The 17,935-nt window shown below is 66.3% G+C and carries 11 protein-coding genes and 1 pseudogene; 3 read left to right on the top strand and 9 right to left on the bottom strand.

The window, feature by feature from the left end; translation table 11 throughout:
• Positions 1-19: 19 nt before the first annotated feature.
• The gene (locus tag FR943_RS07155) at positions 20-1,657 is read right to left on the bottom strand and encodes an acyl-CoA dehydrogenase family protein (protein ID WP_217155661.1); all 1,638 of its coding nucleotides are present in this window, start codon (positions 1,655-1,657) and stop codon (positions 20-22) included.
• Positions 1,658-1,750: 93 nt separating this feature from the next.
• Here FR943_RS07155 and FR943_RS26625 point away from each other — a divergent pair, with 93 nt between their 5' ends.
• The 3 genes from FR943_RS26625 to FR943_RS07140 all read left to right on the top strand — a co-directional run bounded on the left by FR943_RS26625 (position 1,751) and on the right by FR943_RS07140 (position 4,200).
• On the top strand, positions 1,751-2,374 hold the full coding sequence (locus FR943_RS26625) for a TetR/AcrR family transcriptional regulator (RefSeq protein WP_308170487.1): 624 nt from the start codon (positions 1,751-1,753) through the stop codon (positions 2,372-2,374).
• A 63-nt stretch (positions 2,375-2,437) separates the two neighbouring features.
• Positions 2,438-3,403 carry a TIGR03621 family F420-dependent LLM class oxidoreductase gene (locus tag FR943_RS07145; protein WP_217155659.1) on the top strand — a complete coding sequence of 322 codons (966 nt, stop codon included), beginning with the start codon at positions 2,438-2,440 and terminating at the stop codon, positions 3,401-3,403.
• Positions 3,404-3,426: 23 nt separating this feature from the next.
• Entirely contained in the window at positions 3,427-4,200 is a 774-nt protein-coding gene (locus FR943_RS07140) for an SDR family NAD(P)-dependent oxidoreductase (protein WP_217155658.1), read from the top strand.
• A 9-nt stretch (positions 4,201-4,209) separates the two neighbouring features.
• On the opposite strand, the gene FR943_RS07135 is transcribed toward FR943_RS07140, so the two are convergent.
• The 8 genes and pseudogenes from FR943_RS07135 to rplJ all read right to left on the bottom strand — a co-directional run.
• Positions 4,210-5,271, bottom strand: coding sequence for a phosphatase PAP2 family protein (locus tag FR943_RS07135; protein ID WP_217155657.1), 1,062 nt, complete (start codon positions 5,269-5,271; stop codon positions 4,210-4,212).
• 65 nt (positions 5,272-5,336) lie between these two features.
• Entirely contained in the window at positions 5,337-6,089 is a 753-nt protein-coding gene (locus FR943_RS07130) for a deoxyribonuclease IV (RefSeq protein ID WP_217155656.1), read from the bottom strand.
• A gap of 195 nt (positions 6,090-6,284) precedes the next feature.
• Positions 6,285-10,238 carry a DNA-directed RNA polymerase subunit beta' gene (locus tag FR943_RS07125; RefSeq protein WP_217155655.1) on the bottom strand — a complete coding sequence of 1,318 codons (3,954 nt, stop codon included), beginning with the start codon at positions 10,236-10,238 and terminating at the stop codon, positions 6,285-6,287.
• Between the two features lie 49 nt (positions 10,239-10,287).
• Positions 10,288-13,803, bottom strand: a complete 3,516-nt coding sequence (gene rpoB, locus FR943_RS07120; protein ID WP_217155654.1) for a DNA-directed RNA polymerase subunit beta — start codon at positions 13,801-13,803, stop codon at positions 10,288-10,290.
• Positions 13,804-14,216: 413 nt separating this feature from the next.
• Positions 14,217-15,317: a hypothetical protein gene (locus tag FR943_RS07115; RefSeq protein ID WP_217155653.1), complete on the bottom strand. Its 1,101-nt coding sequence runs from the start codon at positions 15,315-15,317 to the stop codon at positions 14,217-14,219.
• A 68-nt stretch (positions 15,318-15,385) separates the two neighbouring features.
• The gene (locus FR943_RS07110; RefSeq protein WP_217155652.1) at positions 15,386-16,471 is read right to left on the bottom strand and encodes an ABC transporter ATP-binding protein; all 1,086 of its coding nucleotides are present in this window, start codon (positions 16,469-16,471) and stop codon (positions 15,386-15,388) included.
• A gap of 191 nt (positions 16,472-16,662) precedes the next feature.
• A complete protein-coding gene (rplL, locus tag FR943_RS07105; protein ID WP_217155651.1) occupies positions 16,663-17,055 on the bottom strand; it encodes a 50S ribosomal protein L7/L12 in 393 nt (130 codons plus the stop codon).
• A gap of 86 nt (positions 17,056-17,141) precedes the next feature.
• A pseudogene (gene rplJ, locus FR943_RS07100) lies at positions 17,142-17,666 on the bottom strand (50S ribosomal protein L10); the annotation flags it as partial.
• Between the last annotated feature and the right edge of the window lie 269 nt (positions 17,667-17,935).

Below are 17,935 nucleotides of genomic sequence, written 5' to 3'. Positions count from 1 at the left end.
CCGAGCAGACGCGGAGGTGTCACCCCTTGACCAGGGCGCGCTCGAGGATCGGCGCCAGGTCGAGTCCGGTCGGCAGGGTGCCGAAAGCCTGGCCCCACTGCCCGCCGAGCCGGCTGGCCAGGAACGCCTCGGCCACGGCCGGATGACCGTGACGCACCAGCAGGGCGCCCTGCATGGCCAGCGAAATGTCCTCGGCGACCTTGCGTCCCCGATAGGTGATCGTCTCCACGTCGGCCAGGTCGTTCTGCAGGGCCGTGACGTGCCGGTCCAGCCGCGGATCCTGACCAGCCGTCTGGGCGAGTTCGTCGAAGAGCACCTCGACACTCTGCGGCCGGGTTGCCATGGCGCGCAACGTATCCAGTGCGCTGACGTTGCCCGAGCCTTCCCAGATGCCCATCAGCGGGGCCTCCCGGTACAGCCGGGGCATGCCGGACTCCTCGACGTAGCCGTTACCGCCCAGGCACTCCATCGCCTCGGCGGCGTGCGGCGTGGCCCGCTTGCACACCCAGTACTTGCCGGCCGCCAGGCCGATACGCCGCAACAACGCCTCGCGCTCGTCACCGCGAACCGCCTTGTCGGTGGCACCGGCCATCCGCATGGCCAGCATGGTGGCCGCCTCGGCCTCCACCGCCAGGTCGGCGAGCACGTTGCGCATCAGGGGCTGGTCGATCAGGTAGGCGCCGAAGGCTTTTCGGTACTGGGCGTGATGGACCGCGCGCGCCAGACCGTTGCGCATGCTGGTGGCGCTGCCCAGCGTGCAGTCCAGCCGGGTGAGGTTGACCATCTCGATGATGGTCGGCACGCCGCGGCCCTCTTCACCCACCAGCCAGGCGGTGGCCCCGTCGTACTCCACCTCGCTGGAGGCGTTGGCATGGTTGCCGAGCTTGTCCTTGAGCCGCTGCAGGAACATCCGGTTGCGGGTGCCGTCGGGCAGGATGCGGGGCAGGAAGAAACAGCTCAGACCACCGGGTGCCTGCGCGAGCACCAGGAAGATGTCGCCCATCGGTGCGGAGGTGAACCACTTGTGGCCGGTCAGGCTGTAGCTCCCGTCGGCATTGCGGGTGGCCTCGGTGGTGCCGGCACGAACATCGGACCCGCCCTGCTTCTCGGTCATCGACATGCCGGCGGTGATACCGGCTTTCGTGGTCGCGAGCTTGAGTTCGGGGTCGTACATCCGGCTGGTCAGCAGTGGCTCGTAGACCGCGGCCAGTTCCGGGTTGAACCGCAGCGCCGGCACCACGGCGTAGGTCATCGAGATCGGGCACATGTGGCCGGGCTCGACGTTCCACACCGAGGTCTTGGCGGCACGCACCACGTGTGAGCCTTCGCGCTCGTCGGCCCACGGTGCGCCGTGCAGGCCGTGCGTGACGGCCGTATTCATCAGTTCGTGGTACGCCGGGTCGTATTCGACCTCGTCGATGCGGTGGCCGTAACGGTCGTGGGTGTGCAGGATCGGCTGGTTGCGGTCGGCGAGTTCACCCCAGCGCTGCGCCTTGGCGGTGCCGTTCAGGGCGCCGAGTTCGTACACGTCGTCGACGCCCCACTGCCCGCCCTCGCGGATCAGAGCCTCGGCGAGTACCGGCGAGGTGGCCGGGTTGTAGTCCTGCAACGGGGGGACCTGGTTGGTGACGACGTGGGTCCCGGAAAGATGAGCCATACCTCCAGTGTTACAAATTTCCTACAACCGCACAATAGTTGTAATGCCCGCGGCGTCCGGCCCGCGACGGCTGCCGGTACCTACACTTCACGGGTGACGACTCGGCGCGGACGGCCCACCAGGACCGAGGCGCAGGAACTCGACCGGCGGGTCCGGGAAGCCGCAGTGGAGGCGTTCCTGGAATCCGGTTACGCCGCGACGAGCATGGACGCCATCGCCCGCGCCGCGGGCATCACCCGCAAGACCCTCTACGCCCGCTACCCCGACAAGCGCACGGCGTTCCTCGACGTCATCCCGTGGGCGCTGTCCGGCATCGCCGACGACGACTCGTTCACCATGACCGACACCGACGACCTCGAGGCCGATCTGATCGCCTTCGGCCGGTTGGCGATCGCCCGCGCCACGCACCCACGCAACGTCAAGCTCAAACGGATCGCGATGACCGAGGCCGCCCAGTTCCCAGAGTTCGCCGTCGCGGCGGATTCGATGACGTGGGCGCCGCGCCAACGTGTGCTCGCCGACCTGCTGCGCCGGCACGCCGCCCGCGGACGGATCGAGGTCGACGACGCCGAACTCACCGCCGAGCACTTTCTCACCCTGGTGGAATCGGTGCCGGCCCGACTGGCCGACTTCGGCATCTTCCGGACCGAGGCGCAGCAGGACCGGCATCTGCGCAGCGCGATCCGGCTCTTCCTGCTCGGCACCACACCCCGCTGACGTCGCGCGGGAAAAATAAACACAAGTGTTTCTTTTCTGCAGATAGCTAGCTACGCTACCCATATGCCGCACCGCCCCTTCCGCTTCGCCGTCCAGGCCACCAACGCGGCATCCGGGGCACAGTGGCGCCAGTTGGCCACAACCGTCGAAGATCTCGGCTACTCGACGCTGCTGCTCGCCGATCACTATCTGGGCCCCGGCCCGGCGCAGCGCGCGGCACACACCCCACGGCAGGACCTGGCGCCGATCGCCGCGATGGCGATGGCCGCGGCCGCCACCACCACGCTGCGGGTGGGCTGCCGGGTGTTCTGCGTCGACTACCACGTGCCCGCGGTGCTGGCCAAGGAGGCCGCGACGCTGGACCTGCTGTCCGACGGCCGATTGGAGTTCGGCATCGGCGCGGGCTGGAGCGAGGGCGAGTATCGCGCCATGGGTCTGGACTTCGACCGGCCCGGTCGGCGGATCGACAAACTGCAGGAGGTGGTCGCGCTGTTCAAGGAGCACTGCGCCGGCGAACAGCTCTCCCGCACCGGCGAATTCGTCAACGTGGCCGGCTACGCCGGGCGGCCCCGATCGGTGCAGCAACCCCATCCGCCGATCATGATCGGCGGCGGCCGGCGCCGCGTGCTGTCCTTCGCGGCACGTGCCGCCGACATCGTCAGCATCTCCAACGTGCCGTTCGAGCACCGCAACGCCGACGGGCTGAGCCCGGCCGAGGAGGCAATGCGGCGCATCGGCTACGTACGCGACGCCGCCGGCGCGCGCCTGACCGACCTCGACGTGGAGAGCTCGCCGTACTTCACCACCGTCACCTCCGACCCGGCCTCGGCACTACAGACCATCAGCGCCGACACCGGCCTGCCACTGCCGGTCCTGACCGACCATCCCAACGTTCTGGCCGGGCCGGTGCCCTCGATCATCGAGACTCTGCAGGCCCGGCGCGAACGGTTCGGCATCAACTACGTGACCATCCAGCAGGCACAACTCGAGGCGTTTGCCCCGGTGGTGACCGCATTGACGGGTCGCTGAGCACACCACACGAACGGAGAGACATGACAAGTACCGACCACGCCCGCAACCCTGCCCGCACCGCCGTCGTCACCGGCGGCGGCAAAGGAATGGGCGAGGCGATCGCCCGGCGGCTGGCCCGCGACGGTTTCGCGGTGGCGATCGTCGACCTGGACGGCGACGCCGCCGAACACGTTGCCGCCCAGATCAATTCGGCCGGGTACCGGGCGCTGGCGCTCGGCGGGGTCGACGTCTCGGTGCGCGAGCAGGTCAACGCCGCCATGCAGCGGGTGCGCGACGAGCTCGGCCCGATCCTGGTACTGGTGAACAATGCCGGCATCACCGGCTTCCAGCGTTTCGTCGACATCACCGACGAGCAGTGGGACCGGATCATCAAGGTCAACCTCAACAGTGCGTTCTACTGCACCCAGGCCGTCGTGGGTGACATGACCGAGGCCGGCTGGGGCCGCATCGTCAACATCTCCTCCTCCAGCGCGCAGACCGGTTCGGAGTACATGACGCACTACGCCTCGTCGAAGGGCGCCATGATCGCGATGACCAAATGCCTGGCGCTGGAGTTGGGCCCCAGCGGCATCACGGTCAACACCATTCCGCCCGGCTCGATCATGACGCCGATGATGCGGGCCTCCGCCGACCGCGGGCACCTCGGGGACGTCGAGGCGCTGGCCGCCCGGCTCCCGGTCCGGCGGATCGGCGAGCCCGAGGACATCGCCGGCGCATGCAGCTACCTGTGCTCCGACGACGCCGGCTACGTCACCGGCCAGATCATCGGTGTCAACGGCGGCCGGGTCACCTGAGCCGTCGCCTCACGCCCCGGCCCGCGCCTGCCGTCGCGCCTCGTAGCGGTTGAGCAGCATCACCACCACCGCGGCCAGCGTCCAGCCCAGCAGAATGTCGACGACGTAGTGCTCGGCGGTGTACACCAGGGTGAACGCCATGATGAGCGGATAGGCGACCAGCACCGGCCGCCAGCCCCGATTCACCCGATGCCACAGGAACGCCGCCACCGCGGCCGTCAACCCGGCATGCAACGACGGGATGGCCGCCACCAGGTTGACGCTGGCCTGGCCCTGATCGATCAGAGCGGTGGCACTGTGCAGGTGCAGTTTGCCCCAGCCCCGGGTGACGATGCGCTCGATCCAGTCGTGCGCACCGTCCTGGCTGGACTGCATCGCGCCGAGAAGTCCCCCATCGACCGCCTCGCGGGCCGAACGGAACATGCACCGCGGCCCGGACGGTCCACCGTCGATGTCCTCGGCGGTGCACCGCGCGGCCGCCCACGGCGGGGCGGCGGGCAGCAACGCGTAAATGGCCAGCGCCGCGAACGACAAGCCGACGAACAGCCGGACGAACCGCTTCCACTCCTCCCGGTCGCGCAGCCACAGCACCCCGGCCACCACGTAGGGCAGGATGAAGAACGACATGTAGACCGTGCTGATCACAACTTCCCACCACGGCGGATGGGGCAGCTTCAGCCGCTCCTGCAGCCACACCGTGGGCACCGTCCCCAAAAACATCCAGCGGTCGACATCGACCTGCCAGTGCCACAGCGTGGGCCGGCCGATCAGGGTCGCCGCGCCGCGGCTCAGGTCATAGGCCACCAGCACCAGCGCAAAGGGCAGCCAGTCCCGGATCACATAGAACATGCGCCGGCCCTGGCCGATGCTGGCCGCGAGCAGGCCGGTGCAGATATACAGCAGCAGCAACTCGCGGTTGAAGGCGAAACCGTCGGTGACGGTGCGATAGCCGACCACACCCGCCCAGATCAGGATCGCCGCATACCGCAGCACGCGCAGTCGGTGAGCACGGGTCTCACCGACTGCTTGCGCTGGAGCTTCTTCGGCTACCGAGTCATCAACCGCGGTCACCGCGATGACGTTAGTTCACCTACGCGTCATGTTGCCGTTGAAAGCCATTCCTGTGACCTGCGTGTTCAGTCGACGTGCCGGCGCAGGAAGGCGATGTCGTCCTTGCGGCCCGCGTCGGACGTCTCACAGATCACCGGCGCATCAGCTGTCTTTACCACCGCCGCCAACAACTGCGGATCGATCTGCCCGGCACCGAAATTCGCATGCCGATCGGCGCCAGAGCCGGCCGCATCGCGTGAGTCATTGCAGTGCACGAGGTCGATCCGGCCGGTGATGGCCTTGATCCGGTCGACCGCATCGATCAGCGCCTCCCCCGCCGCCCAGGCGTGACAGGTGTCCAGGCAGAAGCCAATTCCCTTGTCCCCGATGCGTTCCCACAGCCGGGCGATGGTGTCGAAATGCCGGGCCATGGCATGGTCACCGCCTGCGGTGTTCTCCAGGTAGACCGGAACGTCGGTTTCCAGGTAATCCAGCGCCTTGACCCAGCGCTCGAAGCCGGCCGCCATGTCGTTGTCGTCGGCGTGGCCGCCGTGCACGATCACCGCGGTGGCGCCGATCTCGGCGGCGGCGTCGCAGGTGTCCTGCAAAATCTTGCGCGACGGGATCCGCACCCGGTTGTTCGCCGAGGCCACGTTGATCAGGTAGGGCGCGTGCACATACAGGCCGACGCCCGACGCCTTCAGCATGTCGGCGTCGTCGCGAGGTTTGGGCTTCTTCCAGCTCTGCGGGTTACCGAGGAAGAACTGCACCACGTCAGCGCCATCTGCGACGGCCGCCGCCAACGGGTCGGTGTTGTCTACATGGGAGCCGATGAGCACGCCGCCAAGTCTAGGTGGGTCCGGTGACATGACTTTGCCGTCCAACTTTGTCACGCGAGAGTGGCTGTCGGCGCCGAGAGCCACTCTGCCGTGACAAAGCAGGCTCGAGCCTGATCCGGGACGCCACGACATGCCCGGACCCACGAAAAAGCCCCCGCACCCAGACAACGGGCGCGGGGACCTCTTCGTCAGTGACTACCGGTAGTCCGAGTATCCGTAATCGTCCAACGGCACCGCGGCACCGGTGGCCGCACCGAAGTCCGGGCTGTAGTACTGATCCTCGTAGGACGGGATCGTGTACGCCGCAGCGCGGGCCTCTTCGGTCGGCTGCACCTGGATGTTGCGGTAACGGTTGATACCGGTACCGGCCGGGATCAGCTTGCCGATGATCACGTTTTCCTTCAGACCCTGCAGCTTGTCGCTGCGGCAGTTGATCGCCGCATCGGTCAGCACGCGAGTGGTCTCCTGGAACGACGCCGCCGACAGCCACGAATCCGTGGCCAGCGAGGCCTTCGTGATACCCATCAGCACCGGACGGCCGGCCGCGGGCTCGCCGCCCTCGGCCACCACGCGACGGTTCTCGGCCTCGAACTCGGCACGCTCGGTCAGCGAGCCGGGCAGGAACTCCGTGGCACCCGAGTCGATGATCGTGACGCGACGCAGCATCTGCCGGACGATGACCTCGATGTGCTTGTCGTGGATCGACACACCCTGGGCCCGGTAGACCTCCTGGACCTCCTTGACGAGGTGGATCTGCACCTCGCGGGGGCCCTGGACGCGCAGCACCTCGTGCGGATCGGCGGAGCCTTCCATCAGCTGGTCGCCGACCTCGACGTGGTCACCGTCGGACAGCACGCCTTCGGAGCCGTCCTCGTGGGTGATCACGCGCAGCCGCTGACGCTTGGAGAGCTTGTCGTAGACAACTTCCTCGCCACCGTCGTCGGGAACGATGGTGATCTTGAAGAACTTGTCGCTCTCCTCCAGCCGGACCCGGCCCGCGACGTCGGCGATGGGCGCCTTGTTCCGCGGGATACGGGCCTCGAACAGCTCCTGCACGCGAGGCAGACCACCGACGATGTCGGCGCCACCGGTAACACCACCCTGGTGGAAGGTACGCATGGTCAGCTGGGTACCGGGCTCACCGATGGACTGGGCGGCGACGATGCCGACGGCCTCGCCGATGTCGACCAGCTTGCCGGTGGCCATCGAGCGGCCGTAGCACTTGGCACACACACCCGACGCCGAGGCGCAGGTCAGCACGGAGCGGACCTTCACCTGCGACACACCGGCGGCCAGCAGCGCGTCGATGGCCGGGTCACCCAGGTCATGGCCGCGCTCGATGACGACGTTGCCCTTGTCATCGACCGCGTCGGTGGCCAAGGTGCGGGCGAACGCCGAGGTCTCGACGTGCGCATCGCGGATCAGCGAACCATCGGGGCCGCGCTCGGCCAGCGTGACGACGATGCCGCGCTCGGTCTCACAGTCGGTCTCGCGCACGATGACGTCCTGCGACACGTCCACCAGACGACGGGTCAGGTAACCCGAGTCGGCGGTACGCAGCGCGGTGTCGGCCAGACCCTTACGGGCACCGTGGGTGTTGATGAAGTACTCCAACACCGTCAGGCCTTCACGGAACGACGACTTGATGGGCCGCGGGATGAACTCACCCTTCGGGTTGGTCACCAGCCCCTTCATGCCGGCCAGGGTGCGGGTCTGGGTGAGGTTACCCGTGGCGCCGGACTTCACGATCGTGATGATCGGGTTGTCGGCCGGGTAGTACTCCTCCAGCGCCTTACCCACCTCTTCGGTGGCGTCCTGCCAGATCTTGACCAGCGACTCGTTGCGCTCGTTGTGGTTCAGCGCGCCGCGCTGGTACTTGCGCTCGATCGCCTCGGCCTCGGCCTCGTGCCGCTCCAGGATCTCCTGCTTCTGCGGCGGCACCAGCACGTCGGCCATCGAGACCGTGACACCGCTGCGGGTGGCCCAGTGGAAACCGGCGTCCTTGAGCTTGTCGACGGTCTGCGCCACCACGATCATCGGGAAACGCTCGGCCAGATCGTTGATGATCCGGGCCTGGACCTTCTTGTGCATCTGCTCGTTGACGAACGGATAGCCCTTGGGCAGCAGCTCGTTGAACAGCACCCGGCCCAGCGTGGTCTCGGCGGTCCAGGCGTCGCCCGGCTTCCAGCCACCCTCGAACAGCTCGGCCTCGACGTCGGCCGGCGGACGGGCGTCGGTCAGCCGCACCTTAATCTTGGCGCGCACCGACAGGGCGCCGCGGTCCAGCGCCATGATGGCCTCGGCCGGGCTGCTGTAGACACCCTGCTCCGCGGCATCCTTGGCGGCCGGCACGTACTCGCCGACATCGCCGGGAACCTCGGTGGTCAGGTAGTACAGACCGGTCACCATGTCCAGACGCGGCATGGCCAGCGGCTTACCCGACGCCGGGGACAGGATGTTGTTCGACGACAGCATGAGGATGCGGGCCTCGGCCTGCGCCTCCGCGCTCAGCGGCAGGTGCACGGCCATCTGGTCACCGTCGAAGTCGGCGTTGAACGCCTCACACACCAGCGGGTGCAGCTGGATGGCCTTGCCTTCCACCAGCTGCGGCTCGAAGGCCTGGATACCCAGGCGGTGCAGCGTAGGTGCACGGTTCAGCAGCACCGGGTGCTCGGCAATGACCTCTTCGAGGACATCCCACACCTGTGGACGCTGACGTTCCACCATGCGCTTGGCGCTCTTGATGTTCTGCGCGTGGTTCAGGTCGACCAGACGCTTCATCACGAACGGCTTGAACAGCTCGAGTGCCATCAGCTTGGGCAGACCACACTGGTGCAGCTTGAGCTGCGGGCCGACCACGATGACCGAACGGCCCGAGTAGTCGACGCGCTTACCGAGCAGGTTCTGACGGAAGCGGCCCTGCTTGCCCTTGAGCAGATCGGACAGTGACTTGAGCGGACGGTTACCGGGCCCGGTGACGGGACGGCCGCGACGGCCGTTGTCGAACAGCGCGTCCACCGACTCCTGAAGCATGCGCTTCTCGTTGTTGACGATGATCTCGGGCGCGCCGAGGTCGATCAGTCGCTTGAGCCGGTTGTTGCGGTTGATCACGCGGCGGTACAGGTCGTTCAGGTCGGAGGTGGCGAAGCGGCCACCGTCGAGCTGAACCATCGGACGCAGCTCCGGCGGGATCACCGGGACGGCGTCGAGCACCATGCCCAGCGGGGAGTTGCCCGACTGCTGGAAGGCCGCGACGACCTTCAGGCGCTTGAGCGCGCGCAGCTTCTTCTGGCCCTTGCCGCTGCGGATGGTCTCGCGCAGGCTCTCGGCCTCGGCCTCGATGTCGAAGTTCTCGATGAGCTTCTTGATCGACTCCGCGCCCATGGCACCGGTGAAGTACTCGCCGTAGCGGTCCTGCAGCTCGCGGTAGAGCACCTCGTCGACGATGAGCTGCTTGGGGGCCAGCTTGGTGAAGGTGGTCCAGATCTCGTCGAGCCGGTCCAGCTCACGCTGGGCCCGGTCGCGGAGCTGACGCATCTCCCGCTCGCCGCCGTCGCGCACCTTGCGGCGCACGTCGGACTTGGCACCCTCGGCTTCGAGCTCGGCCAGGTCGGCTTCGAGCTTCTGGGCCCGGGCCTCCAGGTCGGCGTCGCGCTGATCCTCGACGGCCTTGCGCTCGACGGCCATCTCGGCCTCGAGCGTGGACAGCTCGTTGTGGCGCATCTCGTCGTCGACCGAGGTGATCACGTAAGCCGCGAAGTAGATGATCTTTTCCAGATCCTTCGGGGCCAGGTCGAGCAGGTAGCCCAACCGGGACGGAACACCCTTGAAGTACCAGATGTGCGTGACGGGCGCGGCCAGCTCGATGTGGCCCATCCGCTCACGACGCACCTTGGCGCGAGTGACCTCGACGCCGCAGCGCTCACAGATGATGCCCTTGAAGCGGACACGCTTGTACTTGCCGCAGTAGCACTCCCAGTCGCGAGTCGGTCCGAAGATCTTCTCGCAGAACAGGCCGTCCTTCTCGGGCTTGAGCGTGCGGTAGTTGATGGTCTCCGGCTTCTTGACCTCGCCGAAGGACCAGTTGCGGATGTCGTCCGCGGTGGCGAGGCCGATGCGGAGTTCATCGAAGAAGTTGACGTCTAGCACGTAACTCCCTTTCCCCTTGCGGGTGTTGAAACTTGAGTACTGGGCGAGATCAGGCGAGGTCTTCGACTGAAGCGGATTCGTTGCGCGACAGGTTGATACCGAGGTTGGCAGCAGCACGCTCCAGGTCCTCGTCGTCACCGTCACGCATCTCGATCGCCGCGCCGTCGCTGGAGAGCACCTCGACGTTGAGGCACAGCGACTGCAGCTCCTTGAGCAACACCTTGAACGACTCCGGAATACCGGGTTCGGGGATGTTCTCGCCCTTGACGATCGCCTCGTACACCTTCACGCGGCCGACCGTGTCGTCGGACTTGATGGTCAGCAGCTCCTGCAGGGTGTAGGCGGCGCCGTAGGCCTGCATGGCCCAACATTCCATCTCGCCGAACCGCTGACCACCGAACTGCGCCTTACCACCGAGCGGCTGCTGGGTGATCATCGAGTACGGGCCGGTGGAGCGGGCGTGAATCTTGTCGTCCACCAGGTGGTGCAGCTTGAGGATGTACATGTAGCCGACCGTCACCGGGTACGGGAACGGTTCGCCACTGCGGCCGTCGAACAACGTCGCCTTGCCGTCGGCATTCACCATGACGTCACCGTCACGGTTGGGCAGCGTCGAGCCGAGCAGACCGGCCAGCTCCTCTTCGCGGGCACCGTCGAACACCGGAGTGCTCACGATGCTGTCGGTCGGAGCGGACAGCAGACCTTCGGGCAGGTTGGATGCCCACTCCGGAGTTCCGTCCGCGACCTGGATGTTCCACCCGGCCTTGGCCACCCACCCGAGGTGGGTTTCCAGGATCTGGCCGATGTTCATACGACGCGGCACACCGTGGGTGTTCAGGATGATGTCCACCGGGGTGCCATCGGGCATGAACGGCATGTCCTCGACGGGCAGGATCTTGCCGATGACGCCCTTGTTGCCGTGGCGTCCGGCGAGCTTGTCGCCGTCGGAGATCTTGCGCTTCTGGGCCACGTACACGCGGACCAGCTCGTTGACGCCGGCGGGCAGCTCGTCGTCGTCCTCGCGGGAGAACACGCGGATGCCGATGACCTTGCCGGACTCACCGTGGGGCACCTTCAGCGACGTGTCGCGGACCTCGCGGGCCTTCTCACCGAAGATGGCACGCAGCAGGCGCTCCTCCGGGGTCAGCTCGGTCTCACCCTTCGGGGTGACCTTGCCGACCAGGATGTCGCCGTCGCGGACCTCGGCGCCGATGCGGACGATGCCGCGCTCGTCGAGATCGGCCAGCACCTCGTCGGAGACGTTCGGGATGTCCCGGGTGATCTCCTCGGCGCCCAGCTTGGTGTCGCGGGCATCGATCTCGTGCTCTTCGATGTGGATCGAGGTGAGCACGTCCTCTTCAACCAGGCGGTTGGACAGGATGATCGCGTCCTCGTAGTTGTGGCCTTCCCACGGCATGATCGCCACGAGCAGGTTCTTGCCCAGGGCCATCTCACCGTTCTCGGTGCACGGACCGTCGGCGACGACCTGGCCGGCCTCGACACGCTGCCCGGCGTCCACGATCGGACGCTGGTTGGCGCAGGTGCCGTGGTTGGACCGGGCGAACTTGCGCATCCGGTAGGTGTGCCGGGAGCCGTCGTCGGCCATCACGGTGATGTAGTCGGCCGAGACCTCCTCGACGACGCCCGCCTTCTCCGAGACGATGACGTCGCCGGCGTCGATCGCGGCGCGCAGCTCCATACCGGTACCGACCAGCGGGGCCTCGCTGCGCACCAGCGGAACCGCCTGGCGCTGCATGTTGGCACCCATCAGGGCGCGGTTGGCGTCGTCGTGCTCGAGGAACGGGATCATCGCGGTCGCGACCGACACCATCTGGCGCGGCGAGACGTCCATGTAGTCCACGTCGGACGGGGCCACGTTCTCGACCTCGCCACCCTTACGACGGACCATGACGCGGTCTTCGCTGAAGCGACCGTCCGCGTCGATCGGCGAGTTGGCCTGCGCCACGACGTGGCGGTCCTCCTCGTCGGCGGTCAGGTAGTCGATCTGGTCGGTGACAACACCATCAGCCACCTTCCGATACGGCGTCTCGATGAAGCCGAAGGGGTTGACCCGGGCGTACACCGACAGCGAGCCGATCAGACCGATGTTCGGGCCCTCAGGGGTCTCGATCGGGCACATCCGGCCGTAGTGGCTGGCGTGCACGTCGCGGACCTCAAGGCCGGCACGCTCACGGGACAGACCGCCGGGGCCCAGCGCCGACAGACGACGCTTGTGGGTCAGGCCCGACAGCGGGTTGTTCTGGTCCATGAACTGCGACAGCTGGCTGGTGCCGAAGAACTCCTTGATCGCCGCCACGACGGGACGGATGTTGATCAGGGTCTGCGGCGTGATCGCCTCGACGTCCTGGGTGGTCATGCGCTCACGCACGACGCGCTCCATGCGGGACAGGCCGACCCGGATCTGGTTCTGGATCAGCTCACCGACGGTACGCAGACGACGGTTGCCGAAGTGGTCGATGTCGTCCACCTCGACCGGAACCTCGACGCCGCCGGGGACGGTCATCGTGGTCTGGCCCTCGTGCAGGCGCACCAGGTACTCGATGGTGGCGACGACGTCTTCCTCGGTCAGGGTGTTCGAGGAGGACTGGACCGGCTTGTCCAGGTTCAGCCCCAGCTTCTTGTTGACCTTGTAGCGGCCGACGCGGGCCAGGTCGTAGCGCTTCTCCTTGAAGAACAGGTTCTCCAGCAGGGTCTGCGCGGACTCCTTGGTCGGCGGCTCGCCCGGACGCAGCTTGCGGTAGATGTCCAGCAGGGCCTCGTCGGGACCGGCGGTGCTGTCCTTCTCCAGGGTGCCCATCATGATCTCGGAGAAGCCGAAGCGCTCGGTGATCTGCTCGCTGGTCCAGCCCAGCGCCTTGAGCAGCACGGTGACCGGCTGACGACGCTTGCGGTCGATACGGACACCGACGGTGTCGCGCTTGTCGACGTCGAACTCCAGCCACGCACCGCGGCCCGGGATCACCTTGACGCTGTGCAGCGTCTTCTCGGTGGACTTGTCGATGCTCTCGTCGAAGTACACACCGGGCGAGCGCACGAGCTGGCTCACCACGACACGCTCGGTGCCGTTGATGATGAAGGTGCCCTTCTCGGTCATCATCGGGAAGTCACCCATGAAGACCGTCTGGCTCTTGATCTCACCGGTGTTGTTGTTGATGAACTCGGCCGTGACGAACAGCGGGGCCGCGTACGTCATGTCCTTGTCTTTGCACTCGTCGACCGGAGCCTTGACCTCGTCGAAGCGCGGGTCGGAGAAGCTCAGCGACATCGAGCCCGAGAAATCCTCGATCGGGGAGAGCTCTTCGAGCACCTCTTCGAGGCCGCCCTTGGGGTCGGTCTCACCGCGATCGACAGCCTTCTGGCGCCAGCCGTCCGCTCCGACGAGCCAGTCGAAGGAATCCGTCTGAACGTCCAGAAGCCCCGGAACCTCAAGCGGTTCGCGGAGCTTGGCAAATGAAACTCGGTTCGGTGCTCCTGGGACGGAGTTATTGGTGTTAGCGTTCGCTGTGCTCTGGCTAGAGACTGCCAAGATGCATCCTTCCAGCACCTCATGCGACTTTTGAAAGGGCCAGCAAGAGCCGTCCTTCTGGGCCGCGATTCTGCGTCGGTTCGGCTGGCTTTGGCCTGTCCAGAACCCCATACGCACGGCACAGGACTAGATACTGAGCAACGCTCAGGCTAGAACATTATGTGCAGATCAGGTGAGGGTGGGCAGGGTGCAGCCAGCGCAACGTCCAACGATAGCGCAAGACGGCGCATTCCTCAACCACCACACATCCACTGCATGAATTGGGTCACCCGGCGCTGGCTGGCGTCCACTAAACCCTTCACACATGCTGCCCAACAGATTGGCCTGTCCATGGCCTTCCGTCAAGAGGTGACGCGCGGTTTGATGCGCCCAACTCTGCCCCGGATCCGCAGCTCGCGCAACGGTTGAGCGGGCGTTATCTTGTCCGCGGGTCACGCCGCGCCGAATTGGGCGAACAGCCCTGATGCGACATCCGCCGGAACCAGCCGGTCCGGGATGACCAGCCCTGCTCCCAAACTTCGCGCCGAGACGTGAAATACGTGGTCAGCGTGCCAGACGCGTTCGATACCGTCCAGCTTCAGGATCTGCAGATGGCCTCCGAGACGTACCCCGATCTGCTGCGGACCGAACTCGGCCGCGATCGGCGCTCCGGGCGGAACCAACTGACGGAATTTCGCCGGTGTCGCGAAGTACACCACGTACGTGAGCGCACCGACAGCGGCGACCATCAGCACAGCCGCGCGGAGCACCGAAGACGCGGTCAGCTGCCCGTCCTCGACATACGAATAGCCGAGCACCACCAGCGGTATGAGGATCGCGAGTGCGAGCGCCAATCGCGTCACGACACTGCGCTTGACCGCGGCGCCCAGTTCGTCGGCCAGGCCGGCGTCGGCAATGTCCCTGGTGCGGGTCACCCCGTCGGGACCCGTCCGCTGCCTCAGCCCGGGCCTCGCCGCCTCCGAATACGACGGAATCACCCGGCGACGCTCTTTGAAGGTGGACAGCAATGTGGCGGCGATGTCCGGCGGTACCAGTTCGTCGGGGATCAGCAGTTCGATGTCACCGACGCCCTGCACCACGAGAACCGAGTCAACACGCCGGACCTGAAGTACCTGGTCGAGGTAGAGCGCATCGAAGCGCTCCAACCAGCCGATACCGATGGCCTCCGGCCTGAACTCGGCCCACACGGCAGTGCCGGCAGGCAGCTTGAGCGCCCAGCTCCGGGGTGCTGCGAGAACGAGCACGCCGAACCCGAACACGGTGAAGACCCCGACACCCATGGCGACGGCGAACGCCAGCCCGTACAGGAGATAAGGGAGATTCTCGCCCGAGAACGGTATGCGGGCGGAAAGAACGGGGACGACGGGGACGACAACGGTCACCAGGGCCAAAACGACCCACAGCCAACGTTTGGAGAGGTATTCGGCCCGCGCCAGCTGGTGGGTCATGTGCCGGTGCGCGACGCCGTGCGCCCGGGTGACGCCGCCGCCCAATTCCTCGAATCGGGTGGGCTGACCCCGCTGCGCGTGCATTCGGCTCCTGCCCTCTCACGACACAAATCAGGCCGGACCCGAATGGGCCCGGCCTGATTGGCGAAAACTCACGCCTGGTGTGGCACCTCGATGACACCGGTGGGCGCGTCGTCTTCGACGGGCCGCTGATGCCGGGTCGTGGGCTCGTCGCCGAACTGGTGCACCGGCAGCTTGTGGGTGCCGTCCAGGTCGTCCAGGATGGCGGCCTGCGCGGCCGGCGGCAGGGTGTGCAGGATCTCGCGCACCCGGGCCTGACGGCGGGCCACACCGGCACGCTCGGGCATACCCGGGGTGGCGGTCAGCTGCGGCGGCACGCCCTCGATCTCCTCGACACCGCCGTCGTGCTGACCCGCGTCCAGCATCGCCTGCTCGGCGGCCGCGGTCGCCTCGTCCTTCTCCTCGGACATACCGATCGGACCGATCCGGCGGCCGTTGAGGAACTGCTTGACGACGGGCTCCTCGCTGGTCAGCAGCACCTCACGGGGACCGAACATGACCAGCTGCTTACGGAACAGCATGCCGATGTTGTCCGGCACGGTCCGGGCGATGTTGATGTTGTGCGTCACGATCAGCACCGTCGCGTCGATCTGCGCGTTGATGTCGATGAGCAGCTGGCTCAGGTAGGCGGTACGCACCGGGTCCAGACCGGAGTCCGGCTCGTCGCAGAGGATGATCTGCGGGTCGAGCACCAGGGCGCGGGCCAGGCCGGCGCGCTTGCGCATACCGCCGGAGATCTCGCCGGGGAACTTGTGACCGTCGTTGGGCATACCGACGAGCTCGAGCTTCTCCATCACGATGTTGCGGATTTCGCTCTCGCTCTTCTTCGTGTGCTCGCGCAACGGGAAGGCGGTGTTGTCGTAGATGTTCATCGAGCCGAACAGGGCGCCGTCCTGGAACAGCACCCCGAACAGGGTGCGGATCTCGTAGAGCTCCTTGGCCGAGCACTCCAGGATGTTGGTGCCGTCGATGATGATCTCACCGCGCTCGGGGCGCAGCAGGCCGATCAGCGACTTCAGGAAGACGGATTTACCGGTACCCGACGGGCCCAGGAGCACGCTGACCTCGCCAGCGGGGATCGACATCGTGACGTCCTCCCAGATCTTTGACGATCCGAAAGATTTGCTCAGCCCCGTCACATCGATTTGGACGCCCATAAAGATCCTTCCGCCTACGGCTCACCCCGCCACCTGCTGCGGCCTGTGGCTTGAGTCACCATAGCGCACTGGGTACCACCCACACATGCTTGTACCTATATACCCGGTGCACTTTCACACCAATCCTGCTCACACAGCAAAGAATCCCCGGATCCGTGGGGATCCGGGGATTCGTGCGGTCCAGGTATGGACTACTTGACGGTGACGCTGGCGCCGGCAGCTTCCAGCTTGCCCTTGGCGTCCTCGGCGGCCTCCTTGGAAACCTTCTCCAGCAGCGGCTTGGGAGCGCCGTCGACCAGATCCTTGGCTTCCTTCAGGCCCAGGCCGGAGACGATCTCGCGGACGACCTTGATGACGCCGATCTTCTTGTCGCCGGCACCCTCGAGGATGACGTCGAACTCAGACTGCTCCTCGCCGGCCTCGGCGGCACCGCCGGCGGCGGCACCCGGGGCAGCGGCAACGGCGACCGGAGCCGCGGCGGTGACCTCGAAGACCTCTTCGAACTGCTTCACGAACTCAGAGAGCTCCAGCAGGGTCATTTCCTTGAACGCGTCGAGCAGTTCGTCGGTGGACAGCTTGGCCATGGTGATGGTCCTTCCTGATTTTTCTTACAGATGGTGGGTGGTTATGTGCGGTTGCTTTGCGAGCAGTGGTTCAAACGACGCAGCTACGCTGCTTCTTCGCCGGCCTTCTTCTCCTGCAGCGCCGCGGCGAGGCGGGCCACCTGAGAAGCAGGTGCGTTGAACAGGCCTGCGGCCTTGGACAGGTTGCCCTTCATGGCACCTGCCAGCTTGGCGAGCAGCACCTCGCGCGACTCGAGGTCGGCGATCTTCTCGACCTCGGCGACGGACAGCGCCTTGCCGTCCATGTAGCCGCCCTTGATGACGAGCGCCTTGTTGTCCTTGGCAAACTTCTTGATCGCCTTGGCGGCGTCAACCGGCTCGCCCTGGACGAACGCGATCGCCGTGGGACCGGCGAACAGCTCGTCGAGACCTTCAATGCCGGCTTCGGTCGCAGCGCGCTTCACCAGAGTGTTCTTGGCGACGGTGTACGTGGCGGAGGCGCCGAGGGAACGACGCAGTTCAGCCAGGTTGGCCACAGTCAGCCCGCGGTACTCGGTGACGACGGTGGCCGTCGACGCCTTGAACTGCTCAGCAATGTCGGCAACCGCCGTGGCCTTGTCAGCCTTGGCCATGCATGCCTCCTTGTGGTGGGTATCGGGCGCTCCACCAACTTGGGGCCGTGAAATGACGAACGCCCCGACGCAGACAGGTCGGGGCGCAGAGATATCCAGCACGAAACTGGTCTAGCCTCGTCCTCCTGCGTGGGCCGCCGGGACACTTCCCGGACCTTCAACCTATTGCTAGGTGACCGACGGTCTTCGGTGGAACCCGACCAGAGTAGCCGACGCCCCCGGTGACTTCCTAATCCACACCGCGAGCGTGCGCGTTTGCCCCCAGACGC

Source organism: [Mycobacterium] fortunisiensis (genome assembly GCF_019050325.1).
Classification (GTDB): domain Bacteria; phylum Actinomycetota; class Actinomycetes; order Mycobacteriales; family Mycobacteriaceae; genus Mycobacterium; species Mycobacterium fortunisiensis.
Note: the sequence above shows the minus strand (reverse complement) of the source record. Positions and strands in the feature narration are given on the sequence as shown.

Excerpts from the sequence above, each read along its gene's own strand:
- FR943_RS07155 (WP_217155661.1), bottom strand. The coding sequence starts at position 1,657 with ATGGCTCATCTTTCCGGGACCCACGTCGTCACCAACCAGGTCCCCCCG.
- rplL (WP_217155651.1), bottom strand. The coding sequence starts at position 17,055 with ATGGCCAAGCTGTCCACCGACGAACTGCTCGACGCGTTCAAGGAAATG.
- FR943_RS07145 (WP_217155659.1), top strand. The coding sequence starts at position 2,438 with ATGCCGCACCGCCCCTTCCGCTTCGCCGTCCAGGCCACCAACGCGGCA.
- FR943_RS07110 (WP_217155652.1), bottom strand. The coding sequence starts at position 16,471 with ATGGGCGTCCAAATCGATGTGACGGGGCTGAGCAAATCTTTCGGATCG.
- FR943_RS07115 (WP_217155653.1), bottom strand. The coding sequence starts at position 15,317 with ATGCACGCGCAGCGGGGTCAGCCCACCCGATTCGAGGAATTGGGCGGC.
- FR943_RS07140 (WP_217155658.1), top strand. The coding sequence starts at position 3,427 with ATGACAAGTACCGACCACGCCCGCAACCCTGCCCGCACCGCCGTCGTC.